Below are 19,457 nucleotides of genomic sequence, written 5' to 3'. Positions count from 1 at the left end.
GAGGAAGTGCTCATGAACGGGCCGCTGCATGGCGGGCCGACGATCGGCTCACAGGCATTGCGGGTTCTCGCCCGCCATCCGGGAAGGATCGCGTTCTCTTGGGACGGCGGCCAGATGACCTATGGCGCCGCACGGGAGCTCATCGGCCGGCTCCAGCGCGTGTTTGCGGCCGCCGGCCTGGGTCGGGGCGACCGAATGGCCTTCCTGACCGGCAACCGGGCCGAGGTCTGGTGCGCGAGCATTGCGGCCCAAGCCAGCGGCATCGCCATCACCTGGCTCCACCCGCTCGCCTCCGCGGCCGACCAACTGTTCCAGATCGAGGATTGCGCGGCCGCCGCGCTGGTGGTCGATCCCATCCATCATCACGAGCGCGGAGGCGAACTCGCATCGGCGGCAGCTTTGGTCTTCACCGCGGGGCCGGCGCGCTACGGCACCGACCTTCTGGCCGCGGCAGATGCGGCCGGCGCCTGCTCGCCGCAAGATCTGGCGAGGGCGGATGATACCGCGATCCTCAACTACACGGGAGGGACCACCGGCCGCTCCAAGGGGGTGGCGCGCAGCCATGCCATGGCAGCTCCGGCGACAGCCGCCATTCTCGCCGACTTCGAGATCCCGCGGGAGCCGCGCTATCTCGCCGTCGCACCCATAAGCCACGTGGCAGGCACCAAGATCATCCCGGTTCTCGCCCGCGGCGGAACCGTGCACATGACCACCGGATTTGCGGCGGACCGGCTGCTGCGGACAATCTCCCGCGAGCGGATCAACATGACGCTGCTCGTTCCCACCATGATCTATGGCCTGCTGGACCATCCCGGGCTCGACGACGCGGACCTGTCCATGCTTGAGCTCGTTCTCTACGGCGCCGCGCCCATCTCGCCGACGCGGCTGATGGAGGCGATGGCGCGCATAGGCCCGGTGTTCTCGCAGCTCTACGGGCAATCCGAGTGCTATCCGATCTCGGTGCTTCGCAAGGGCGACCACGACGCCAGCCAGCCGGAGCTGCTCTCCTCCTGCGGCATTCCCGTCATGAACTGCGAGGTGAAGCTGCTGGGCGATGACGGCCAGGAGGTTCCGCAGGGGGAGCCTGGCGAGATCTGCGTGCGCTGTCCGCATATCATGGCCAGCTACTGGAACCGCCCGGACGAGACCGCGAGCGCCCTGGAACACGGCTGGCTGCATACGGGCGACATCGCCAAGGCGGACGAGCGGGGCTATCTCTACATCGTGGACCGCAAGAAGGACATGATCGTGTCCGGCGGCTTCAACGTCTATCCGCGCGAGGTGGAGGATGCGCTCACCGCCCATCCCGATGTCTCCATGGCTGCCGTGATCGGGGTGCCGGACGAGAGATGGGGCGAGGCGGTGATGGCAGTGGTGGTCCTGCGGGCCGACGCGGCCGCGGATGCGGCTGCGCTGCAGCAATTCGTGAAGGAGAAGAAGGGCTCCATGCTCACCCCCAAGCGCATCGAATTCGTGGAGGCGCTTCCCGTCACCGCCGTGGGCAAGATCGACAAGAAGGCGATCCGCGCGAAATACTGGGCGGGGCGAGCCCGCATGCTCGGCTGAGCGGCGCCGCAGCGATCCTGGCCTTCAACCGGTGTCCACTTCGCTCGAAAATGCCCGGCGCACGCCCTATGCACTGAACCCCCCGTCGACCGCGATACTGGCGCCGGTGACGAAGCGGCCGCCGCTTCCCGCGAGGTAGAGGACCGCCGCGGCGATCTCGTTCGGATCTGCGTAACGGCCGACCGCCATGAGCGCGCGCTCCGCATCGGCATTGCCGCTGTCTGCCGGGTTCATGTCGGTGTCCGTGGAGCCGGGATCCACGACGTTGACGGTAATCCCCCGCGGGCCCACGTCCCGGGCCAAGCCCTTGGTGAAGCCGATCAAGGCGGATTTGCTCATGGCATAGAGGGTGACGCCCGGATAGGGGACGCGATGGGCGAAACATGAGCCGATTGAAATGATCCGCCCGCCGGCGCCCATGTAGCCAAGCGCCGCCTGCGATGCCAGGAAGACCGCGCGCACATGGACGGCCAGCGTGCGGTCGATCTCCTCGACCGTGACTTCCTCCGGTGGACCGAAGGGGAAGATGCCGGCATTGTTGACGAGAATGTCGAGCTTGCCGAACGCATTGGCGGCCTCGTGCACGGCTGCGGCGGGCGCGCGGCTGTCGGCGCTGTCGGCCTTCACCGCGAGCCCCCGCCGGCCCGCCGCCTCGATCTCGGCCACCATCGCGCCGGCCTTCTCCCCCGAATTGGCATAAGTGAATGCCACATCGGCGCCCGCCGCCGCCAGTGCCCTCACGATCGCCGCGCCTATGCCGCGGCTGCCGCCGGTGACAAGGGCCGATCTGCCAGCCAGTTCCCGCATTTCAGTTTCCTTCTGTACCTTTTGGTACAAAAACCATAGAAACCTTGCCGCACACGGTCAAGGCATTTATTTACTGATAGGTACAAATCGGTAGGACAGGCGAATGGCAGATCGGGGAAGGCCCAGGGCGTTCGATCGGGACCAGGCGCTCGAGCGCGCCATGAAGGTGTTTTGGGCGCGTGGGTTCGAGGGTACGTCCATAAGCGATCTCACTGCAGCACTGGGGATCAACAAGCCCAGCCTCTATGCGGCTTTCGGCTGCAAGGAAGCGCTTTTCGAGCAAGCGGTCGCCCTCTACGACATGATCGAGAGCAAGCCTATTCAGGCTGCGCTTGACGGGGCACCCACCGCGCGGGCGGCGGTGGAAGCCGTGCTTCGCCACAACGCTGCCGCCTATGCCGATGCCGACAAGCCGCGCGGCTGCCTGGTGGTTCTGGCCTCGCTGGTCGGAACGCCGGAAAACGAGGCGGTGCGGCGTCTGCTGGCGGAAAACCGCCAGGCCGGCGAGGAGGCTATGAGGCGTCGGATCGCGCAGGGCATCGCCGATGGGGATGTGCCCGAGGGCGCAGACGCACAGGCGATCGCTGCCTTCTACACGACGGTGATCTACGGGCTTTCCGTCCAGGCGCGGGACGGGGCGCCGGCCTCCGCGCTCAATCGTATCGTCGATTGCGCCATGGCGGGCTGGGATGAACTCGCCCGCGACGAATCCACCCGCCGATCTCCCTGATCAGCGAGGCTGGTGCCGGTCGGCGGCCAGATCCAGGCCGCAGTCACGATGGACGCTTCATCAACACATTATCCCACCAGTCGTCGCCAATGTGAGGCAGATCGACATCGGGCTCTCGGCCAAGGAGCAGCCCCAGCACGCGTGGTGGCGTGAGCGGCGTCTGCTGAACCCGACGTCCTATCGCGTTGGCGACGGCACAGCCCACTGCGGCCGGAACGTTGAGGATGGGGACCTCGCCGGCGCCCTTTGCCCCGAGCGGTCCGATCGAAGGTGCGCCCTCGTAGAGATCGATCTCGACCGGCACCGTGTCGAGCGCGAGCGGCACGCGGTAGGTCTCAAGGCTGTTCTGGCGGATGCAGCCGTCCTGGCCGATGGTCAGCTCCTCATGCAGCGCATAGCCCAGTCCTTGCGTGACGCCGCCCTGGATCTGGCTGTGGATGGCCCGGGGGTTGAGAGCGCGGCCGACGTCCTGCACCACTTTATAGCTGAGGATCTCGACGTGGCCCGTATCGGGATCGACTGCGACCTCGCAGTCGTGAACGGCGAAGACGGGCAAGTCGAGCGCGTCGATGAAATGGCCTGCAGCGCAGCCCGGCATGGCCGTGACCCCGGGCTTGGTGAAGGCGCCGCTGCCGACGACCGGTCCGATCACCTCGTGCGCACGCTGCACAACCGCTGCGATGGAGGTACCCGATCCTTCCTTGCCGGCGATCTCTACACGGCCGCTGGCGAGTTTCAGCCTATCCGGCGGCGTCTGTAGCATCTCGCTCGCCACGGCCAGCAGCTTCCGGCGCACATCCTCTGCCGCCGCGCGGCTGGCCGCACCAATGGAGACGGTGGTCCGCCCGCCGCCGACACCGAGATCGAAGCCGGCCGCGTCGGTATCGGCGCTCCGCACGACGACCTGATCGGGATGGAGGCCGAGCTCGTAGGCCACGATCTGCGGCAGGGCCTGCACCATGGTGCCCGAACCGATCTCCACTCCGGCCGTGATGACCGTAGCGCTCCCGTCGGCATTGAGATTGATGGTGGCGGTGGACGGGCCGACGAATATGAACCAGGTGCCGACGACCGTCGCGCGGCCATAGAGGCGCCTAGCCGCCAGTGACTTGCGCGAGGGCGCGGTCTCGCGCCAGCGCTTCATCCGGTCGAGCATGGGGCCGAGCACGTCACCTTCGAAAACCTGTCCCGTGGCGCCGATGTCGCCGTCGCCCAGCACGTTGCGCCGCCGGAACTCCAGCGGGTCCATGCCGATCTTCTGGCAGATCTCGTCCGTGTGCCGCTCCAGCGCGAAGGTGTTGTAGACGCCGTTGCAGGCGCGGAAGGCACCGTTCGGGGGCGTGTTGGTGTAGACGGCGCGGCTGGCGAGCTTCACCGAACCCAGGCGGTAGTTGCCGCCGAGCGTATGCGCCGTCATGGTGGTGAGGAAGATCTGCTCGCCGCCATAGGCGCCGCAATCCATCAGCACGACAGCTTCGCGGCCGACGATCTCGCCGTTCTTGGTGACCGCCGAGCGGATCTTGATCTCGGCATTCTCACGGCACAGGCAGGTGAGCATTTCCTCCTGCCGGGAATAGACGAGGCGCACCGGACGGCCGGTCTTGCGCGCAAGGATCGCCGCATAGGGCTCGAGCGTGCAGTCGAATTTCTGGCCGAAGCCGCCGCCGACCGGCGGCACGGTGACACGGACCTGAGCGGCCGGCACGCCCAGGAGCTTGGCCGTCATGGCGCGCACGGTCCAGGGCACCTGGGTCGAGGTCTCGATGTGGTAGCGCCCGTCCTCATAGGAGGCCACGACGGCACGCGGCTCGAGCGAGACGTGGTTCTGCCGGCCGACCCGGAAGCAGCTCTCGACGACGACCACATCATCGCGGGCGAAGGCCGCTTCCGTGTCGCCGCGGATCACGGTGGCCTCCCAGGCGACATTGCCGCCGCGGACGCCGCCCTCGACCAGAACCTGGTAGCTTCTCCATTCGGGATGGACCAGGGGCGCATCGGGGGCCAGCGCATCCGCCATGCTGAGCACCGCAGGCAGAGGCTCGGTCTCCACGACGATGGCAGCCGCGGCTGCCTGCGCCTGGGCCTGCGTGTCGGCCGCGACGGCGGCGATCGGCTCGCCATGGAAGCGGATTGCGTCACGCGCGAAAAGCGGATGGTCCGCGATGCCGATGCCGTGCATGCCCGGTGCGTCGGCGGCGAGCGCGATGGCACGCACACCGGGCATCCTGCTGGCATCCGTGATATCGACCTTGATTATCCGGGCGGAGGCGATATCTGAACGCCGCAATGCCGCGTGCAACATGCCCGGGTGCTTTCGGTCGACCGTATAGCGGGTGCGGCCGAGAAGCTTGTCGCGGGCGTCGCGCCGCGGCAGGTTCATGGTGACGTTCGAAGCATCCGCCAAAGTCATGACTTATCTCCGCTGCGCAAGCGCCACCGCCGCATCCACCACACGCTCGTAGCCGGTGCAGCGGCAGATATTGCCGACCAGCGCCGTCTTGATCTCGTCCGGTCCGGCCTGCGGGCACTCCGCCAGAAAGCTCGTCAGAACCATCACGATGCCGGGGAAACACATGCCGCACTGGACGACGTCGTGCTCTTCCATGGCCTGCTGCACGGGAGAAAGCTCTTCCGTCGGGGCGAGCGCTTCCACCGTGCGCACCTCGCGGCCTTCGAGCATCCCCACCGGCACGAGGCAGGACACGACTGGGTTGCCGTCGAGCAGCACGGTGCAGGCACCGCAGGCGCCTTCGCGACACGCTGCCTTTGCGCCGGTCAGGAAGAACTCGTCGCGCAGCACATCAACGAGCGGTGTCATCTGATCGGCGGCCGAGCGCCGCTCCTCTCCGTTCACGACAAAGCTAACCGCCATCGCCCCTCACTCTTCCGTTTCTGCTGGAGCCATGATCGTTTCGGCGCAGCGCCGCACGAGGGCGGGCAGCACCTGCACTCGGTACCAGCCGGGCGCTTCGATGCCGTCGCGGCCGCGGAACGCTCTGCTCGCGGCCTTGGCCAGTTCCTCCGCTTCCGCAGCATCGAGCTTGCGGCCGCGGAACCGCTGCTCCAGTTCCGGCCAGCGGCGCGCGGTGGCCTCGACCGAACCGACCGCGATGCGGATATCGTCGATCGAACCATCGCCCGCAGACGCCGCCGCCATGCTGACGATCGCCACCGGATAGTCTCCCGCCCTGCGCAAAGGCAGCCTGGCATGGGCGCAGCGCAGGGGCCGGCGCTTCAGCGTGACCTTCGTGAGAAGCGTAGCCGGCTCCAGGTCGCGGCGGAGCTCCAGGAAGCGGCCGATCGGCACGCGATCCCGGCCGGCGGCCGTGCAAAGCTCAACCGATGCGTCGAGGCACAGCAGAGCAGGCGCGAGATCGGAGGCGGGAAAGTCGGCGGTGCACAGATTGCCGCCCACGGTCGCCATCTGCCGCACGGCCGGGTTCGCGGCCCCGCTGGCGGCGGCCACAAGCCCCTGGCACCCCCGGATGCCATGGAGGGCTGCCGCAAGGCGTGCATGGGTGACGCAGGCACCGATGCTGATCTCATCGTCCGCGACTTCCACGGCGCACAGTTCCGGGATGGCGCCAAGGCCGACATAAGCCGGGCGCAGCCTTTCGCCACGGATCGGGGCACGCATGATCCATGTCGCGCCGGCAAGCGGCGCCGCCTGCGCCCCATGATCACGGAGCGCGGCGAGGGCATCGTCGACAGAGGCGGCCATGTGGATCGTTTCGGCCTGTTGGCTGGACATTGCTGCCGACATGGCGAAGCCTTTCCGAGGTTTGCCGCCGGGGTCCGGTCAGGTCCGGCCGACAAGCATGCGGTAGCGGAACTGGTCGAGGATGACGGCGAGTATGAGCAAGGCGCCGAGCAGAACCATCTGCAGATACGAGCCGATCTGCGCGATGTTCATGCCGTTCTGAACGAGCACGATGAAGAAGGCGCCGAGCACGACGCTTTCGACACGGCCGATTCCGCCCCTGAGCGACACGCCGGCGATGACACAGGCGGCGATCGATTCCAGGGCGATGGTGCCGCCGAGATTGGTCTCGCCCGATTCCACCCGGGCCGTGAGCAGCAGGCCGGCGAGCGAGGCGAGCAGCGAGCACATGAGATAGGCCAGGAACAGCACCCGCTTGGTGGGCACGCCGGAAAGGTTGGCCGCCTTGGCATTGCCGCCCACCGCGTAGATGTGCGCGCCAAGCCGGGTCCGGTTCATGAGGAACCAGATCACCACGATGGCGAGGATGGCGACCAGCACCGGAACCGGGGTGCCGAACACCCTGCCGAAGCCGAAGACATTGCCGAATTCATAAGGGAGCCCGGCGATCGGCACGCCGCCGGTGAGGAAGAGCGCCATGCCCGCGCCGACCGATTGCACGCCGAGCGTCATGATGAACGGGGAGACACCGAACTGCGCAACACCGATGCCGTTCAGACTGCCTATGGCGAGGGCGGCGCCGAAGCCGGCGAAGCAGCCGAGCAGGATGACGAGCCATACATAATCCGGCATGGCCGAGGCGAGCGCGACCATGGCGAGCGCGCTGACGACCGAGGTGAGGGCGATGGCGGTGCCGACCGACAGATCGAAACCACCGGTGATGAGGACGATCATCTGCCCGAGCGAGACCAGGATCAGATAGACGGACTGGCGCGCCACGTTGGTGAGGTTCTGCAGGGACAGGAACTGGCCAGACACGAGCGAGAAGATGATCAGCGCCGCGGCGAGGAAGAAGGGGAGCACGCCAACCTTGAGGAAGAGCGCCTTGGCCGCGTTGGCCGGAGCGAAGCGGCGTGAAAGCGGGTGGACATCGTTGGTCACGGTCTCTGGCGACGACATCAGGCCGATATCCTTGCTTGGCTGAAGAAGTGTCGGAGGATCGTGTCCTCCGCGATCTCCTCTCCTTCGAGTTCCGCTGCGATCCTGCCGCCGGCAAAGACCAGCAGCCGGTGCGAGAGATGCATCACCTCCGGCAGGTCGGAGGAGACGACGACCACCGCCTTGCCGGCTTCGGCGAGATCTCGGATCAGGAGGTAGAGCTGGCTGCGCGTGCCCATATCCACGCCGACCGTGGGCTCGTCGAAGATGTAGACCAGGCGCTCCTCGCCGAAGCCTTTGCCGAACAAGACCTTCTGCTGGTTGCCGCCCGACAGGCTGGCAACCGCCATGGGCAGTGCCCGCGCGGCGAGCTCGACCCGCGCGCCGATGGCGTCGGCCTCCGCCCGGCTGCGTGCCGGAGAAGGCATGCCGAGGGGGCCTGCGAGATCGCGGCGAGCAAGCAGGCTGAGGCGGATGTTGTCCCGCGCCGACGCTGTGAGCACCAGGCCTTCCGACTTGCGGTCGGGCGGCAGGTAAAAGATGCCGGCGTCGAGAAGCTTGCGGGTCGGCAGTCCGGTGACGTCCGCGCCCCGCATGACAACCCGGCCCGCCTTGATCGGCTGGAGGCCAAGAACGCTGCGCCACACCCGCGACTTTCCCGAACCGACCAGGCCGGCGATGCCGAGCACCTCGCCCGCCCTCACGTCGATGTCGACGCCGTGCACGCCGGCCGCATGGATGCCGCGCAGCGACAGGACCTTCTCGCCGTCAGGCTGACGGCATATCTGCGGATAGACCTTGTCGATTGCTCTTCCCGTCATGAGCTCGACGAGCGTTCTCTCGGAAACGTCCTTGGCGCCGACGGTGCCGATCATCCGGCCGTCGCGCAGGACGCTGATCTGGTCGGCGATCTCGGCGAATTCCTGGATGCGGTGCGAGATGTAGATGATGCCGACGCCGCTCTCCTTGGCGCGACGGATGAAGGAGAACAGCTTTTCCGTTTCCTTCTCCGTGAGCGATGCGGTGGGCTCATCCAGGATCAGGACGCGCGCTTTGGCGTGGAGCGCCTTGGCGATCTCGACCATCTGCTGCTGAGCGCGGGAGAGGCGCACGACCGGGGTGCGGACGTCGATGTCGAAGCCGAGCTCGCGGAAGAGCGCCTCCGCACCCCTTATCATCGCCTTGCGGTCGATGAAGGGACCGCGGCGCGGCTCCTTCCCAAGGTAGACGTTCTCGAACACCGCGAGCGTGGGCACCAGCGAGAATTCCTGGAACACGGTGCCGACGCCGGCCTCCCTAGCATCCTGGACGGAGCGGAACTCGACCTCCTTGCCCTCGACGTGGATGGTGCCCGCCGTCGGGCGATAGACGCCCGACAGGATCGAGATAAGCGTCGACTTGCCGGCGCCGTTCTCGCCGAACAGCACGTGGACCTCGCCATGCTGCAGGCGAAAGTTCACGTTGGCGAGCGCCTTGACCCCCGGGAATTCCTTCCAGATCTCGGTCATCTCGACCAAAGGCGCTTTGCTCATGGTCATCTCCCGGAGCGGTGCGGCCCCGCCGCGCGGGCGGGGCTCGCTTGAATTGCTCTAGTTGACGCTGAACACAGGCTTGTAGTTGTCGGGCGGCAGGATGTTGGTCTGCGACACGTCGTTGACGTTGTCCTGGTCGACGACGAAGATCTTCGGCCCGACATGCTTGACGTAGTCCTTGCCTTCCAGGATGCGCACGGCCTGGTCGATCGCGATGCGACCCTGAATGACCATGGAGTCGGCCGGTGCGGCGAGGATGAAGCCGCGCTTGATACCCTGATAAACGCCGGGGGTCATGTAGAAGGCCAGCAGGTCTACCTTGCCCTGGAGACCGCGTTCGCGGATCAGGCCCTGGGCGGCTTCCGCCGTCACCGCGGTGCCCGCCACGTAGCGGATGTTGGGATTGGCCTGAAGCTCGTCCTCGACCAGCTTCAGCTGCACCTCCTTGCCGGTATCGCCGTATTTCGGCTCGAGCACCTTGACCGCCGAGCCCTTCACCGCATCCATGAAGCCCTTGTTGGCCGCCTCGACCCAGCCAGCCCCGGCGGGACCCGGGAACCAGCCGACCACGACCTCCTCGCTGCCGGCCGGATGCTTCTTGGCCAGGTATTCGCCGGCGGAATGGCCCATGGTGTAGAAGGACACCAGAGACTTCGCGGAGATCTCCGGCGAGGAGATGCCGTTGATGACGTCGATGACCGGAATGTTCTTCTTGCGGACTTCGGCGACGAGATTGTTGAGGCCATCATAGGAGATGGCGCCGATCACCACCGCGTCGGCCCCGCTGGCGACACAGTCCTCGATCTGCGAGATCTGCTTGTTGAGCTCGGTATAGCCGCCGGCCTCGACCAGGTTCATCTTGACGCCCAGCCGCTTGGCCTCCTCGGCCACGCCGTAGCCGACGCCCAGCCAGTAGGCATCCTTCATGTGGGGGAAGGACACGCAGATGTTCCAGGGCTTCGAGGCCTTCTCCAACGGCACGTAGGATACGGGCTCCGATTTGCCGTCAGCCGCGAAAGGCGGCTCGACCTTCTCGGCTTCGTAGGGAAACCAGTCCTCGGCGAGGGCCTGGGAGAATGCGGCCGCTGAGATGACCGTGGCCAGCATCAGTGCAGATAGCTTTTTCATTTCCGCTCCCCTTATTGTTCGCCGCCGGGCGTTGTGGCGGCATTTCTCATGTGGTTCAGTCGAGTGCGCTCCGTATCCTCCGCAGAAGCTCGGACCTGTCGGCGCGGGCGTTCAGGGCCGTTTCCATATCGACCTTGACGAAGCGCGTCGGCGTGTTCGGCTGCATCTGGCCGATGAGGTCCATGTCGGCCGAGACCACCGTGCCGATCATGAAATAGCCGCCGCCCGATACGGCATCCCGGTGCAGGATGATGGGCTCCGTCCCCCCGGGTACCTGGATCGAGCCGTAGGGATAGCAGCTGTCGACGATGTTGGAGGGATCGGAGCCGGCGCCGAAGGGCTGCTCGCGCTCCACAAAGGACATGGGCCGGCCACCCCGGAAGCGATAGCCCATCCGGTCGGCTTCGGGCGCCACCTTCCAGTCGTCGTCGAAAAAGGCCGCTTGCGACTGCTCACGGATGCGATGCCAATAGAGGCCGGGCAGCACGCGCAGTTCGGCCGGCCTGCCGGGGCCGCGCCGCAGGGCCTCCGGCACGCTGCGCCCTTCGCGCGCCGCTCTGGCAGTGCCGACCGGCAGCTCGTCGCCTTTGGCCAGCGGCCGCCCCTTGAAGCCGCCGAGGGCGCCGATGGCATAGGTCGACCGGCTGCCCAGCACGACCGGGACGTCCACACCGCCGGCGAAGGCGATGTAGATGCGCGCGCCCGACTTGAGATAGCCGAAAGAGAGAACCTGCCCTTTCCTGACGGCGAGCGACGTCCAGCCCGGCTTCTCGTCGCCGTCGATCTTCAGCGGCACGTCGGCACCGGTCACGGCGATCACCGTATCCGCCGTGAATTCGAGTTCGGGGCCGATGAACACCGCTTCGAGCCCGGCCGCCCCCTCGTCATTGCCGACGAGCAGGTTGGCGGCGCGCATGGCGAGCCGGTCCATGGCGCCGCCGATCGGAATGCCCAGGTGGAAATATCCGGGACGACCGAGATCCTGGACAGTGGTGGATAGACCCGGATTGATCACCCTAGCGGCCATGGATCGCGCCCTCCAGCCGTGCGTTGTAGCCGTCGATGTCCTTCTGGAATTCGGTGAGATCGAAGGTGACGTCGCTCATGGCGGGGGAGAAGCGCCCCGCGTCCACGTCGGCGACGGTCTGGTCGTATTCCTCCCGGCCGATCGACTTGAACTTGACGATGTCGCCGGGCCTGAACAGCACCATGAAATCGCGGAGATAGCTGACCTTCTGCTCGGGATCGTAGATCGGCATCGGGGTGATGCCGAACATCTGGTAGCCGCCGGCGCCGCGCACCGAGTAGATGGCCGTGAAGCAGCCTCCATAGCCCACCGTCAGCTTCGGCGTGTCGGTGCGCGGGCGCAGGTACTTCGGCACCTGCAGCTGCCGCTGCCGCTCGACCATCTGGTACATGAAGGGCAAACCGGCGACGAAGCCGACCATGGACACGAACCACGGCGCGCCCGAATGGGCGGCGATGAACTCCTCGACGGTCGCAAAGCCGTTGATGCGCGCCGCATATTCGAGATCGGTCGCCTTCGGGTCCTGGTGCCGCTCGCGGAAGCGCATAAGCGTCTCGTGCGTCCACGGATCCTGGTAGTAGACCGGGATTTCGATGATGCGGGTGGGGATCACAGGCTCCGACTTCGCCGCCTGCTCCTCGATGGCCTGCACCTCGCGCAGAATGTCGTCCGGCTTGATGACATCAGGGTCGAACTTGATCTGGAACGAAGCGTTGGCCGGGCAGATCTCGGTGACGCCCCTGATGCCGCTGTCCTTGACGGCCTTGGTCATGGAGAGGCTCTTGAAGAAAGCCTCGAGCGACATGCTCTCGTCGCATTCCACGAACAGGTGTTCGTCGCCTCCGAAACTGTAGCGGTTCTTCATTGGGCCACCTCCTTCTCCCTGCCGGCGGCAGCAAGCCCCGTCTCAAGCCATTTTTCGAGAAAGCGTGTATGGACGTTGCCGGCCATGACGTCGGGGTCGGCGGCAAGCGCCCGGTGCAGCGGCAGGGTGGTGGGGATTCCCTGGATATCGAGGCGGGACAGCGCTTGCCCGAGACGGGCGAGGCACTGGTCGCGGGTCTCGCCATGGACGATCAGCTTGCCGAGGAGCGAGTCGTAGAAGGGCGGAACCTGATAGCCTTCGAACAGCAGAGTGTCGAAACGCACATGCGCTTCGTCGGGCACTGCCAGCTTCTCGACCTTGCCCGGCCAAGGCTGGAAATCCTTGTAAGGGTCCTCGGCATTGATGCGGCACTCTATGGCGTGGCCAACGATCGCCACATCATCCTGACGCACCGAGAGCGGTTGCCCGCCCGCGATCTTCAGCATCTCCTGCACGAGATCGACACCGGTGATCATCTCGGTGACGGGATGCTCGACCTGAATGCGCGTGTTGACCTCGATGAAATAGAAATCGCGGGTCGCATCGTCGTAGAGATATTCGACCGTGCCCGCTCCGACGTAGCCAACCGACCGCGCGAGCTCGACCGCGCTCGCGCAGAGCCGGGCGCGGACATCTTGTGGCAGATCGAAGGCCGGCGCCTCTTCCCAGACCTTCTGGCGGCGCCGCTGCAGCGAGCACTCGCGCTCGAAACAGTGCACAAAGTTGCGACCGTCGCCCAAAATCTGCACTTCGATGTGGCGCGCCTTCGGGATCACCTTCTCCACGTAGAGGCCGCCGTCGCCGAAGGCTGCTGCGGCCTCGGCGGAGGCTTGCGGAAACTGGCGGGCGAACTCCGCCGCATCGTGAACGATACGGATCCCGCGCCCACCGCCGCCGGCCGCCGCCTTGATCATGACGGGAAAGCCGATCTCGCCCGCCATGGCGGCCGCGGTCTCCGCGTCGGTCACGCGGCCGTCGCTGCCCGGCACCGTCGGCACGCCCGCCTTGCGGGCAACCTCGCGCGCGGCCACCTTGTCGCCCAACAGACGGATGGCCGAACCGGACGGCCCTACGAAGCGCATGCCGGCGGCCACAACCGCATCGGCGAAATCGGCGTTCTCTGCGAGGAAGCCATAGCCGGGATGAACGGCATCCGCCTTGGCGGTCTTCGCGGCCTCGATGAGCGCAGGGATGTTGAGGTAAGACTTCTTCGCCGCGGGCGGGCCGATCTCCACGGCCTCATCGGCGATGCGCACCGCGAGCGAATCCGCGTCGGCCGCGCTATAGACCTGGATCGTGCGCAGGCCGAGCGCCTTCGCCGCGCGGATGATGCGCACGGCGATCTCGCCACGGTTCGCCACGAGCACAGATCGGATGGTCATCCCTCGACCTCCGCGATCACGTCGCCGGCCATGATCGCATCCTCGTTGTCCGCCAGGAAACGGATCGCTCGGCCCGCCACCCCAGCCTTCACCTCGTGGAAGGACTTCATCACCTCGACCAGGCCGATGACGTCGTCGGCCGCCACCGCATCGCCGTCATTCTTATAAGGCGGGCTGTCGGGTGCAGGTTTGCGATAGAAGACGCCGGGAAGGGGCGACCGAACTTCTTGCTTGCTCATACGGCTCTCCTTGAACCACTGTCCGCACTGACGAGTATCTCGGAAACCGGCGCGATGCGGACCCCGCTCGCGGTGAGGGCATCGCGTATGGCACAGGCGATCTCCACGCAGCCAGGCGTGTCCGAGTGGAAGCAGACGGATTCGAAGGAAACGTCGATGTCCTCGCCTTCAACGGTGCGCACCTTCCCCTCCAGGCAGGCGCGCACCACCTTGTCCGCGACCCGCTTGGGGTCCAGCCGGTCGACCCGCCGCACGAAGACAATGGAGCCGGTCGCATCGTAATCGCGGTCCGCATAGAACTCCCGTACGGCCGGCTGCCCCATTTCGCGGGCGATGCGGAACGTCAGCGAGGCCTCCATGCAGAAGACGTAGACGTCCGGCGAGGTGCGGCGCATGAAGTCGATGAAGCCGCGCGACAAGCCTTCATTGACGGCCATCTCCATGTAAAGCGCGCCATGCGGCTTGACGTGCTGGAGTTTCGCCCCGTAACGGCGCGCGAATTCGCGCAGCGCGCCGACCTGGTAGATCAGGTCGTTGAGGATCTCCTCGTTGCTGCCGGCGATCTTGCGGCGGCCGAACCCCTGAAGATCCCGGTAGCCCGGATGGGCGCCGATGCCCACGCCATATTGCGCCGCCAGCCGGACGGTCTCGTCCATCAGCATGGGGTCGCCCGCATGGAAACCAGCGGCAATATTGGCCGAGCTGATCAGCCCCATGATACGCGCGTCGTCGGCATCGGCGATGTGCCACCGCCCGAACGCTTCGCCCATATCGCAGTTGAGGTCCACCGCTGACAGCGGCATGATTGGCAGCCCTCCCGCCCCGGCGCCATTTTTTCTTTGCGCCGTTATTCCTCGTCTGTCGTAACCTTAGCGAAAGCTTCGCGCATTGATAAATTCTATTCTTTGATTTTGACCCTTAAAAATTCAGATATCAGACCTGTCGCCCAGATCGAGCGTTCCGGTGAAATATGACGTGGTTTTAATGTCTTGGTCACGGCGTGCGAACATGCGCAGCCGCACGATCTTTCGGGTTGATTACTTTTTCGATTATCCACCTTGGCATTTATCAGAAATTCAGATACCCATAGACCCAATGGCCATCACCCTCAAACAGATCCGGTATTTCGTCTCGACCGCAGAGAGCGGCCAGGTGTCTCAAGCGGCCGTTGCCTTATCGATTTCGCAGTCGGCCATCACGACCGCGATCAAGGAACTCGAGATCGAAGTCGGTGCGAAACTGTTCTCGCGTTCGCAGCAAGGGATGGAGCTCACTGCGGCCGGTCGGGAGATGCTGTTCCACGCCTATGAGGTGCTGGCGAAGATCGACGAGATGGCAGGCATCAACGTGCCGGGCAGCGATCTCGAGGACACGCTGAGGGTGGCCGCCTCCTACACGGTGATCGGCTATTACCTCCCTCACCATCTGGAGCGGCTCCGACGCAATTTTCCGCGGCTGGACATCCAGCTGTTCGAGCTCAATCGCGATGCGATCGAGGAGGGCCTGCTGGCCAACCGCTATGATCTCGCGGTGATGCTGACCGCCAATACGACCAACCCGGATCTCTCCACAGAAACCCATCTCTCGTCACGCCGGCGGTTGTGGGTTCCTGCCAGGCACAGGCTGCTTTCGCTCGGCTCGGTCGGACTGAAGGAGGTCTCCGAGGAGCCCTATATCATGCTGACGGTGGACGAGGCGGCCCATACATCGCTCAAATACTGGAGCAAGACCCCTTACCGCCCCTCCGTGCGGCTGCGCACCTCGTCAGTGGAGGCGGTGCGATCGCTGGTCGCCAACGGGCAAGGGGTGGCCATCCTCTCCGACATGGTGCACCGGCCGTGGTCGCTGGAAGGAAGGCGCATCGAAACCGTCGAGCTCAATGACGCGATCCCCCCCATGGATGTGGGCCTCGCCTGGAAACGCGGCATCACGTTCACACCGGTGATGCAGGCGTTTCGCGATTACTTCCGCCAAGCCTACCATCTGCCGATGGGGCGCTAGAAGCGCGCCTCACTCCGGAAGACCGGCCTTGCGGTAGCCATCAACGAAATGCTCGAGGGTCGCAGCGTCGCGGAACGGCTCCGTCGCGGCCCAGTGGCGGGTCGTGAAATGCGGGTTGCCGACGAGGAACAGTTCGGCCTCGGCGCGCGCCTCGTCGAGCCGACCCAGCTGGGCGAGGCTTGCCGCGAGGAAACGGCGTGAGCTCGTCCGATAAGTCTCCTCCCTGCGCAATGTCTCCACGGCGGCTTCATATTCGCGCGCCGCATACTGCGCCTGGCCGAGCGTCAGATAATACCAGCTTGCCGGAAACGGATTGAGCCGGAACGCCTTGCGGATGTGCTCAATCCCCTCCCCGACCCGCCCGGCCAGGACCGTGATGTCCGACAACGTCGCCCAGGTGTCGGCCTCGTTCGGATCGAGCTCAATCGCCTTGGCGAATTCCGCATCCGCCTCGGCGAAATTGCGCTCGTAGGCTAGCAGGTTGGCCAGAACCCAGTGGCAGCCGGCGTCGTTGGGATCAATCGCCACGGCCTTGCGCGCCAGGTTTAAAGCAAGGCGACGGTTGGGTTCGACCGGTTCACCCCAATGCACCCATCCCATCCAGTGGTTCATGGCGAGCCAGCGATAGGCCTCGGCGTATTCCGGATCGAGGGTAACCGCGCGCGTGAGCATCAGATGCGCTTCCCGCGCCGTCAGCGGCGAATCGTCGATCAGCTTGCGCGCCCGCACGCACAGATCGTATGCCTCGAGATTTTTGGGCCGATTGCGCGGCGGCGGTGCGCGCAGCCGGCCGAGCAGTGCCTCCACGATCTTGCCGGTGACCTCGTCCTGAACGGCAAAGATATCGTCCAGGCCGCGATCGAAGCGCTCCGCCCAGAGATGATCGCCACTGGCCGCGTCGACCAGCTGGACATTGATGCGCACACATCCCGCGGCGTGCCTTGCGCTCCCCTCCAGCAGATAGCGCACACCGAGGTCCCGTGCGATGTCGCGCACGTCCATCGCCTTGCCTTTGTAGGCAAAGGCCGAGCTGCGCGCGATGACGAACAGGCCGGCGATCCTGGACAGATCGGTGATCAGGTCCTCGGTCAACCCGTCGGCGAAGGAGTCCTGCCCGGGATCGTTGCTGACATTCACGAAGGGCAGCACGGCTATCGATGGCTTGCTGGGCAGCGGCAAAGGCTTTCGCTTAGCGCCGCCGAGCTGTTCTACGGCCCCCGCAAAGCGATAGCCGAGGCGCGGAACCGTGGCGATCCACTGACCGCCGCCGGCGGCCGGACCGAGCAGCTTCCGCAGCAGCGCGATCTGGACGGTGAGGTTGCCTTCCTCGACGGCCGTGCCGGGCCATGCGGCATCCATCAACTCGGCCTTGCGCAGGATTTCGCCGGGCCGTCCGACGAGCGCCGCAAGCAGCTTCAGCCCACGGTAGCCAATGGCGACGGGGACGCCGTTCCGAAGAAGCGTTCCCGCAGCGGAATCGAGCAGGAACGGACCGAAGGCAAAGCGTGATGCCTGCATAGGGCGCATCTATAGCCGGTTTGGGCGTTCTTGAGAACTCTTTGGGAACGCTTAAGTACGGCGCCGTTCGCATCCTGTAGAATCCTCCCTCTTTCAGGATCGAAGCCCGCCGGACCTCAAACCAGCCCTGTTTCCGCATGACGGCCGAAAGCACCCCATCACCGCGCGAGGATCGGATGCCATGGGGCGCGATGGCCGGCATCATCGCGACCGTCAGCGTGTTCGCGGTGGCGCAGGGGCTCACCTATCCACTGCTCAGCTTCATCCTGGAGCGGCAGGCAATAGTGCCCGGGCTGATCGGCTTGTCGGCGGCGATGACGCCGCTGGGCTTCGTCGTATCCGCGCTCTTCGTTCCGGCGCTGGCGCGGCGCGTGGGCGGGGCGCGGCTTGCGATCCTGTGTTCGATGATGGCCGTGCTCACCCTGATCGCGATTGCCTGGCGGCAGGACGTGTGGGCCTGGATGCCGCTGCGCTTCCTGCTCGGCTTCTTCGCCAATCCGCTCTACGTGATCAGCGAAACCTGGCTGATCTCGATCACGCCCGCGCCACGCCGGGGCCGCATCATGGGCCTCTATTCATCGATCGTTTCGGGCGGCTTCGCCATCGGCCCGCTGTCGCTCGGCCTGGTGGGCACGCAGGGTTGGCCGCCCTTCATGATCGGCATCGCAGCCTTCCTTCTCTGCGGCCTGATCGTGCTCGCGGTGGTGCCGCGCCTGCCGAGCATGCCGCAGCAGGGGGAGGCAATTTCGGTCGGCGGCTTCCTCGCCCTGGCGCCGCTGCTCCTGTTGGCGGTCTTCACCGCCGCCGCTTTCGAGCAGAGCCTGCTTTCCTTGATCGCAGTCTACGGCACAGCACTCGGCAGCGCCGAGGAGCGCATCGCCTCGCTCATCACATGCTTCATCGCAGGCAATGCGGTGCTGCAGATTCTGCTCGGGCGCTTGGCCGAACGGTTCGGCTCGATGCGGATCATGCTGTTCTGCGCCCTGGCTTCGCTGGCCGGCTGCGCGCTGCTGCAGTCGATCTTCAACACGTGGCTCATCTGGCCGCTCATTTTCCTATGGGGCGGGGTCTCGTTCGGGCTCTACACCATGTCGCTGATCCAGCTCGGCGAGCGTTTCACCGGTCAAGCCCTGATCGCCGGGAATGCGGCCTTTGCGTTCGTGTGGGGGATCGGCGGCATCGTGAGCTCGCCCGCGGCAGGATTGGCGATGCAACTGATCGGGCATCAGGGGCTGCCCTGGTTCCTCGGGCTCCTGTGCTGCCTGCTGGCGGTGTTTCTGCTGGCGGAGAGACGGCGACTCTGATCGCGGCGCCCGCCTCGTGCCGGGTCGCGTTCGCGTTGGCCAATGGGGGAACATAGCCAGCGCGGCCCGGTCTAGCCGGACGACGACGGTTTCTTGCCGTCACTGTAGCGGGCTACGTCACCGCGGGCTTGACCCTGCGGTCCAGGGCTCACAACGAAAGCCCGAGTGATGTAGCTAGTCTAGCGCTGCGCTTCTCGGTCCGGGTTTTCGGGGTAGGAGATCTGCTCGACATCGGCATATTCGAAGCCGATCATCCGTTCGACGTGCCGGAACCAGGTGTTTATCTCGGGATAGCGATAGAACCCCTCGGCCGCCTCTTCCGCCTGTTGGCGGTCGCTCCAGAGGACGATGTCGATCCAGGTGCCGTCATCGAGCTTGCAGAGATAGGCGTCGCGATGGGCAGGAAAATGCTTGCGCGCCGCCTCGAGCATGGCCGGCCGCTCTGAGAGCATCGCCGCTTCCGCCCCCGGCTTCACCACGAACCGCGCCATTTCCACTGTCATGACCATGGGCTCACCCCCCATCCTCGCTGGCTTGTT

18 protein-coding genes are annotated in these 19,457 nt (G+C 65.7%); 4 read left to right on the top strand and 14 right to left on the bottom strand.

What is annotated here, in order from left to right; translation table 11 throughout:
• Positions 1–12: 12 nt before the first annotated feature.
• Entirely contained in the window at positions 13–1,566 is a 1,554-nt protein-coding gene (locus tag E4P09_RS18120) for an AMP-binding protein (RefSeq protein WP_137391034.1), read from the top strand.
• 66 nt (positions 1,567–1,632) lie between these two features.
• On the opposite strand, the gene E4P09_RS18115 is transcribed toward E4P09_RS18120, so the two are convergent.
• Positions 1,633–2,373: an SDR family oxidoreductase gene (locus E4P09_RS18115; RefSeq protein WP_137391033.1), complete on the bottom strand. Its 741-nt coding sequence runs from the start codon at positions 2,371–2,373 to the stop codon at positions 1,633–1,635.
• A 103-nt stretch (positions 2,374–2,476) separates the two neighbouring features.
• Here E4P09_RS18115 and E4P09_RS18110 point away from each other — a divergent pair, with 103 nt between their 5' ends.
• Positions 2,477–3,103: a TetR/AcrR family transcriptional regulator gene (locus E4P09_RS18110; RefSeq protein ID WP_137391032.1), complete on the top strand. Its 627-nt coding sequence runs from the start codon at positions 2,477–2,479 to the stop codon at positions 3,101–3,103.
• A 43-nt stretch (positions 3,104–3,146) separates the two neighbouring features.
• On the opposite strand, the gene E4P09_RS18105 is transcribed toward E4P09_RS18110, so the two are convergent.
• The 11 genes from E4P09_RS18105 to pxpA are packed head-to-tail and all read right to left on the bottom strand — an operon-like array spanning position 3,147 to position 14,898.
• Positions 3,147–5,513: a xanthine dehydrogenase family protein molybdopterin-binding subunit gene (locus E4P09_RS18105; protein ID WP_137391031.1), complete on the bottom strand. Its 2,367-nt coding sequence runs from the start codon at positions 5,511–5,513 to the stop codon at positions 3,147–3,149.
• Positions 5,514–5,516: 3 nt separating this feature from the next.
• Positions 5,517–5,975, bottom strand: a complete 459-nt coding sequence (locus E4P09_RS18100; RefSeq protein ID WP_137391030.1) for a (2Fe-2S)-binding protein — start codon at positions 5,973–5,975, stop codon at positions 5,517–5,519.
• Between the two features lie 6 nt (positions 5,976–5,981).
• On the bottom strand, positions 5,982–6,866 hold the full coding sequence (locus tag E4P09_RS18095; protein WP_239025259.1) for an FAD binding domain-containing protein: 885 nt from the start codon (positions 6,864–6,866) through the stop codon (positions 5,982–5,984).
• 36 nt (positions 6,867–6,902) lie between these two features.
• On the bottom strand, positions 6,903–7,943 hold the full coding sequence (locus E4P09_RS18090) for an ABC transporter permease (RefSeq protein WP_137391029.1): 1,041 nt from the start codon (positions 7,941–7,943) through the stop codon (positions 6,903–6,905).
• Positions 7,943–9,454, bottom strand: a complete 1,512-nt coding sequence (locus tag E4P09_RS18085) for a sugar ABC transporter ATP-binding protein (RefSeq protein WP_137391028.1) — start codon at positions 9,452–9,454, stop codon at positions 7,943–7,945. Before E4P09_RS18085 ends, E4P09_RS18090 begins: the two co-directional genes overlap by 1 nt.
• Positions 9,455–9,511: 57 nt before the next feature.
• Positions 9,512–10,582, bottom strand: a complete 1,071-nt coding sequence (torT, locus tag E4P09_RS18080) for a TMAO reductase system periplasmic protein TorT (RefSeq protein WP_137391027.1) — start codon at positions 10,580–10,582, stop codon at positions 9,512–9,514.
• Positions 10,583–10,637: 55 nt separating this feature from the next.
• Positions 10,638–11,609, bottom strand: a complete 972-nt coding sequence (locus tag E4P09_RS18075) for a 5-oxoprolinase subunit C family protein (protein ID WP_137391026.1) — start codon at positions 11,607–11,609, stop codon at positions 10,638–10,640.
• Complete coding sequence (locus E4P09_RS18070; RefSeq protein WP_137391025.1) at positions 11,599–12,474, bottom strand: 5-oxoprolinase subunit B family protein; 876 nt, start codon at positions 12,472–12,474, stop codon at positions 11,599–11,601. Before E4P09_RS18070 ends, E4P09_RS18075 begins: the two co-directional genes overlap by 11 nt.
• Complete coding sequence (locus E4P09_RS18065) at positions 12,471–13,856, bottom strand: acetyl-CoA carboxylase biotin carboxylase subunit (RefSeq protein WP_137391024.1); 1,386 nt, start codon at positions 13,854–13,856, stop codon at positions 12,471–12,473. Before E4P09_RS18065 ends, E4P09_RS18070 begins: the two co-directional genes overlap by 4 nt.
• Positions 13,853–14,095, bottom strand: a complete 243-nt coding sequence (locus tag E4P09_RS18060) for an acetyl-CoA carboxylase (RefSeq protein ID WP_137391023.1) — start codon at positions 14,093–14,095, stop codon at positions 13,853–13,855. Before E4P09_RS18060 ends, E4P09_RS18065 begins: the two co-directional genes overlap by 4 nt.
• The gene (gene pxpA / locus E4P09_RS18055; RefSeq protein WP_137391022.1) at positions 14,092–14,898 is read right to left on the bottom strand and encodes a 5-oxoprolinase subunit PxpA; all 807 of its coding nucleotides are present in this window, start codon (positions 14,896–14,898) and stop codon (positions 14,092–14,094) included. Before pxpA ends, E4P09_RS18060 begins: the two co-directional genes overlap by 4 nt.
• Positions 14,899–15,190: 292 nt before the next feature.
• On the opposite strand from pxpA, the gene E4P09_RS18050 reads away from it, so the two are divergent.
• Positions 15,191–16,096 carry a LysR family transcriptional regulator gene (locus E4P09_RS18050; RefSeq protein ID WP_137391021.1) on the top strand — a complete coding sequence of 302 codons (906 nt, stop codon included), beginning with the start codon at positions 15,191–15,193 and terminating at the stop codon, positions 16,094–16,096.
• Between the two features lie 9 nt (positions 16,097–16,105).
• On the opposite strand, the gene E4P09_RS18045 is transcribed toward E4P09_RS18050, so the two are convergent.
• Positions 16,106–17,623: a winged helix-turn-helix domain-containing tetratricopeptide repeat protein gene (locus E4P09_RS18045; protein ID WP_170984490.1), complete on the bottom strand. Its 1,518-nt coding sequence runs from the start codon at positions 17,621–17,623 to the stop codon at positions 16,106–16,108.
• A 128-nt stretch (positions 17,624–17,751) separates the two neighbouring features.
• Here E4P09_RS18045 and E4P09_RS18040 point away from each other — a divergent pair, with 128 nt between their 5' ends.
• Positions 17,752–18,918 (top strand): MFS transporter, encoded by a 1,167-nt coding sequence (locus tag E4P09_RS18040; protein ID WP_137391019.1) that lies wholly within the window; start codon positions 17,752–17,754, stop codon positions 18,916–18,918.
• A 179-nt stretch (positions 18,919–19,097) separates the two neighbouring features.
• Here the strand turns inward: E4P09_RS18040 and E4P09_RS18035 are convergent, their stop codons facing one another.
• Entirely contained in the window at positions 19,098–19,427 is a 330-nt protein-coding gene (locus E4P09_RS18035) for a hypothetical protein (RefSeq protein WP_137391018.1), read from the bottom strand.
• Positions 19,428–19,457: the final 30 nt, after the last annotated feature.

It is taken from the genome of Rhodoligotrophos defluvii (assembly GCF_005281615.1).
In the GTDB taxonomy this organism is placed as follows: Bacteria; Pseudomonadota; Alphaproteobacteria; order Rhizobiales; family Im1; genus Rhodoligotrophos; species Rhodoligotrophos defluvii.
The sequence above is the reverse complement of the archived record's forward strand: the minus strand, read 5'-3'. Positions and strand labels throughout refer to the sequence as shown.

Coding starts and splice junctions, on each gene's coding strand:
- E4P09_RS18120 (WP_137391034.1), top strand. CDS start 13: ATGAACGGGCCGCTGCATGGCGGGCCGACGATCGGCTCACAGGCATTG.
- E4P09_RS18115 (WP_137391033.1), bottom strand. CDS start 2,373: ATGCGGGAACTGGCTGGCAGATCGGCCCTTGTCACCGGCGGCAGCCGC.
- E4P09_RS18110 (WP_137391032.1), top strand. CDS start 2,477: ATGGCAGATCGGGGAAGGCCCAGGGCGTTCGATCGGGACCAGGCGCTC.
- E4P09_RS18105 (WP_137391031.1), bottom strand. CDS start 5,513: ATGACTTTGGCGGATGCTTCGAACGTCACCATGAACCTGCCGCGGCGC.
- E4P09_RS18100 (WP_137391030.1), bottom strand. CDS start 5,975: ATGGCGGTTAGCTTTGTCGTGAACGGAGAGGAGCGGCGCTCGGCCGCC.
- E4P09_RS18095 (WP_239025259.1), bottom strand. CDS start 6,866: ATGTCGGCAGCAATGTCCAGCCAACAGGCCGAAACGATCCACATGGCC.
- E4P09_RS18090 (WP_137391029.1), bottom strand. CDS start 7,943: ATGTCGTCGCCAGAGACCGTGACCAACGATGTCCACCCGCTTTCACGC.
- E4P09_RS18085 (WP_137391028.1), bottom strand. CDS start 9,454: ATGAGCAAAGCGCCTTTGGTCGAGATGACCGAGATCTGGAAGGAATTC.
- torT (WP_137391027.1), bottom strand. CDS start 10,582: ATGAAAAAGCTATCTGCACTGATGCTGGCCACGGTCATCTCAGCGGCC.
- E4P09_RS18075 (WP_137391026.1), bottom strand. CDS start 11,609: ATGGCCGCTAGGGTGATCAATCCGGGTCTATCCACCACTGTCCAGGAT.
- E4P09_RS18070 (WP_137391025.1), bottom strand. CDS start 12,474: ATGAAGAACCGCTACAGTTTCGGAGGCGACGAACACCTGTTCGTGGAA.
- E4P09_RS18065 (WP_137391024.1), bottom strand. CDS start 13,856: ATGACCATCCGATCTGTGCTCGTGGCGAACCGTGGCGAGATCGCCGTG.
- E4P09_RS18060 (WP_137391023.1), bottom strand. CDS start 14,095: ATGAGCAAGCAAGAAGTTCGGTCGCCCCTTCCCGGCGTCTTCTATCGC.
- pxpA (WP_137391022.1), bottom strand. CDS start 14,898: ATGCCGCTGTCAGCGGTGGACCTCAACTGCGATATGGGCGAAGCGTTC.
- E4P09_RS18050 (WP_137391021.1), top strand. CDS start 15,191: ATGGCCATCACCCTCAAACAGATCCGGTATTTCGTCTCGACCGCAGAG.
- E4P09_RS18045 (WP_170984490.1), bottom strand. CDS start 17,623: ATGCGCCCTATGCAGGCATCACGCTTTGCCTTCGGTCCGTTCCTGCTC.
- E4P09_RS18040 (WP_137391019.1), top strand. CDS start 17,752: ATGACGGCCGAAAGCACCCCATCACCGCGCGAGGATCGGATGCCATGG.
- E4P09_RS18035 (WP_137391018.1), bottom strand. CDS start 19,427: ATGGTCATGACAGTGGAAATGGCGCGGTTCGTGGTGAAGCCGGGGGCG.